The sequence below is a fragment of the Komagataeibacter kakiaceti JCM 25156 genome, from assembly GCF_000613305.1.
Genome location: NZ_BAIO01000281.1, coordinates 1 through 3,085 on the forward strand (window position 1 = coordinate 1; position 3,085 = coordinate 3,085).

Consider the following 3,085-nt stretch of genomic DNA (forward strand, 5'->3'; position numbering starts at 1 on the left):
GCCCGCGCCGCCCCCGTGACCGACAGCAGCACGGCGGCAAGGCGCAGGATACGGGGCGTATATGGGAAAGGGGAGTGCATGGACTGCTCCCGTTATCTGGTTGTCGGGGAAGTGGGAAATATGCGTTCAGGCTGTTTGTCTTGCCGCTATCGGGCTGATCCTGCAAAACAGTGTCATGAACCGGGGTCTGGCACGCACGGCGCGACCGGCGTGTATGAAAGGGAGAAAATGGGATACAGGGTTGCAGTGGTCATGGTGGCGGCGGGTCTCGCCTGCGGCGGCATGGCGGCTGGTGCGCGGATGGCGCAGGCACAACAGGGGCGGCCAGCGTCCCCACCCGCGCATGCCGGCGCGAAGCTACAGAAATTGCCGCCCTATCAGCACAACGTCAACGAGTATATCGACCTGGCTTCCGTGCAGGTTCACGGCACCCATTCCTCCGCGACGTTCATACAGGATTTTGACGAGGACATGCTCCGGCACGGGCTGCCTTTCGCCTCGGTCCAGTTTTCCGTCATGTACAACTGCGCGGCGGATACCTACCGCACATTGTCCTATTCCACCTGGTCGGGCCATATGGGCACGGGCCACAGGATAGCCGATGGCCCGGTGCCGCGTGGCGAAATGACGGTCGATCCGTCGCTGCGGGACGGCCGGCGCATCGCCTGCGCGCGGGTGAACGATGGCCATCATGGCGCGGAATAAATGCCCATACTGTGGATCATTTTGTAAATAATGTGGATAAGGGCGTGGATGACTCGACCGCCAGCAAACCACATGCCCGGGAAAACAGCTAAAAACAGGCAATCCTGGCCCTGTGGATAGTCAGGGCGCGCACCCCGTAAGGGACTGTTTTGCAAAGCTGTGGCGGAGCGGGCACATCCCGCTCCACCGCGACCAGCGTGCGATTGCGGGCGTCAAGGCTGGGGGATGAACGACTTGCGGGTATTACGGCTGGACCGCCGGGGACGGGGCGGCCGTGCCTTCTCGCGTTCTTGGCGGGCATGATGTCGTCACTGCCGCTGGAGCCGGACACAAGCTGCCATTGCTGGCGGTCATCCTGATAACGTGACAGGCACATGAGCAGGGCCTGATATTTCTCCAGCCGTCCCGGGTCGGCCACCAGCGCCAGGCACGCCCCGCGCAGGTCACTGTCGTAATGGGTCCACTGGGCGGTCAGGGCTGCCTGGCTTTTCTGCTCGGCGGTAATGCATTCCCCATCCGTGTCCTGCATTTCCAGGTGGGCACGGTCACAGTTGGCGGCAATATCGTACTGCGGCAGCACGAACCGGCGGCCATGCTGGGTGTCGTAGGGGTGATGGGCCAGTTTTTCTATGTCCACGCCTGCCGGGGCGGCGGGGGCCGGGACTGGCCCCAGCGGGGGGGGCAGGCTCTCGCCATGCGCCAGGGCGTAGCGGGCCAGATCATCCAGCGCCGCCCCGCCACCCGTCAGGGAAAAGGAAACCGGTTCATGCTCGTAGGGGAGGATCGTGCCGGTCCGCGCCGTCCTGAGCGCATCGACCAGCGCGGGCATGGTGTCCGGGCTGAGATCGCCACCCGCCGTGTCCCATTTCTGGTTGCCCTGACCGGTCTGGAAGGTCTGGAGCGCCACCGTGAATTTGCCGATCACGACCATGGCCGTCTGCACCCCCGTCGGGTTGCGGTAGCGGCCGTGGCGCTGGTGGATGGCAAGGCCGACCGTGCCGCTGGCCGAGCGGTAGAACATGACATCCAGCGACCCCTGATGGGAGACGACCATGGGCTGGCCTTCCGGCCCGCTATTGGTGAAGATCCAGTCCGGGTCGGCCGCCCGCGCGCAGGGTGTGGCGCAGATGGTCCCGATTGCAGGATGGCAGCAGGTAGCAGGCGCATCCCGGTTTTCCCTTCCTTGTCCATGTCTGTAAAGCGTGTTCTGGCCGGGCATGATAACGGCGGCCGGGGCGCAGGCCAATGCCGGCCGGACGCCGTGCAGGGCTGCGGGCGGCGAAAATGAAATTCTTCTTTACTATTATTGCCGTGGGCGACATGGCAGGTAGGAGAAGGATATGGACATAGTTTGTCGCAGATTTGCCATGATCCCGTGCGATGACATTCTGGTGTGATGCAGGGAACCAGGCAGGGCCATGACGGGCTGTGTGTCCGCAATTGTGACAATATATGTCAACATCACGAAACGGTGATGCTAAACTTGTTCACCACTCCGATTCGTCGGTCTTTGTTACAATAGGGATTGTTGCAAAGTGATTAGGAAACAGAATTTTCTCCTGGCGTGGCTGGCGCTTGTCTCCCTCCCGGTGGGGGCGATGGCCCAGTCATACGATGACAGGCCGCAGGCCGTGCCCGTCGCCATGCAGCCGGAAGATGAAAACAGCGCGCCCAGCCCCTCGCAGATGCTGGTGGACGAGCGTGCGGGCGGCTGGGTCGCCATCCACCACACGCCAGATGCGGGCGTGCATACCGACCTGTGCATTGCCGGATCGGAAAGCGAGATCCTGATGTTCCGCGCCGATGCCGATTCGCTACAGGTCCGCAGCGCCGATGACCACTGGACACTGGCGACGGGGGAAAAGGGTGACATGACCGTAACCGTCGGCCCCTACACCCGCGTGTTCCATATGCAGGCCAATGACGCCACGACCCTTGCGGCCGACATCAGGCCCGCTGACCTGACCAGCCTGCTCAACGCCATGGCGCGGAGCCATATGGCGGTGGTGAAATTTGGCGATCACACCACCCTGAGCGTCGGGCTGTCGGGCAGCGTGCCGGTGCTCGACCGTTTCCGTGGCTGCGTGGAGACCCAGCATTTTGCCGATCTGGGGCAGGGCGCGGGGCAGAAGGCGTCCCCTTTCTGACGGGCGGGTAACCGCTGCCCGTGCATGGCTGCCCGCACGCTGGCCCGTGGTGACATTGGCGGCGTGTATGGCAGAAACTTCCTTTCGTATCGTCAGCACGGGCTGGCAGCGAAAGAGAAGGAATACGGGACGTGAGGCGACGTTTTCATTCCGGCGTGCTGGCCGGGCTGGCCGTGATGGCTGCGGGCGCGGGCTGGACGCCCGCCACCGCACGCGAAGCGAAGGCGCGGCAT

The 3,085-nt window shown here is 63.5% G+C and carries 3 protein-coding genes; 2 read left to right on the forward strand and 1 reads right to left on the reverse strand.

The window, feature by feature from the left end; genetic code table 11:
* Window positions 1-705 (forward strand): surface-adhesin E family protein (locus JCM25156_RS12285; protein WP_242402634.1); only part of this gene is annotated, 705 nt, incomplete at its 5' end.
* Between the two features lie 88 nt (window positions 706-793).
* On the opposite strand, the gene JCM25156_RS24080 is transcribed toward JCM25156_RS12285, so the two are convergent.
* The gene (locus JCM25156_RS24080) at window positions 794-1,924 is read right to left on the reverse strand and encodes a hypothetical protein (protein ID WP_242402635.1); all 1,131 of its coding nucleotides are present in this window, start codon (window positions 1,922-1,924) and stop codon (window positions 794-796) included.
* 316 nt (window positions 1,925-2,240) lie between these two features.
* On the opposite strand from JCM25156_RS24080, the gene JCM25156_RS12295 reads away from it, so the two are divergent.
* A complete protein-coding gene (locus JCM25156_RS12295) occupies window positions 2,241-2,852 on the forward strand; it encodes a hypothetical protein (protein WP_242402636.1) in 612 nt (203 codons plus the stop codon).
* Window positions 2,853-3,085 lie beyond the last annotated feature (233 nt).

Coding starts and splice junctions, on each gene's coding strand:
- JCM25156_RS24080 (WP_242402635.1), bottom strand. CDS start 1,924: ATGCCCGGCCAGAACACGCTTTACAGACATGGACAAGGAAGGGAAAAC.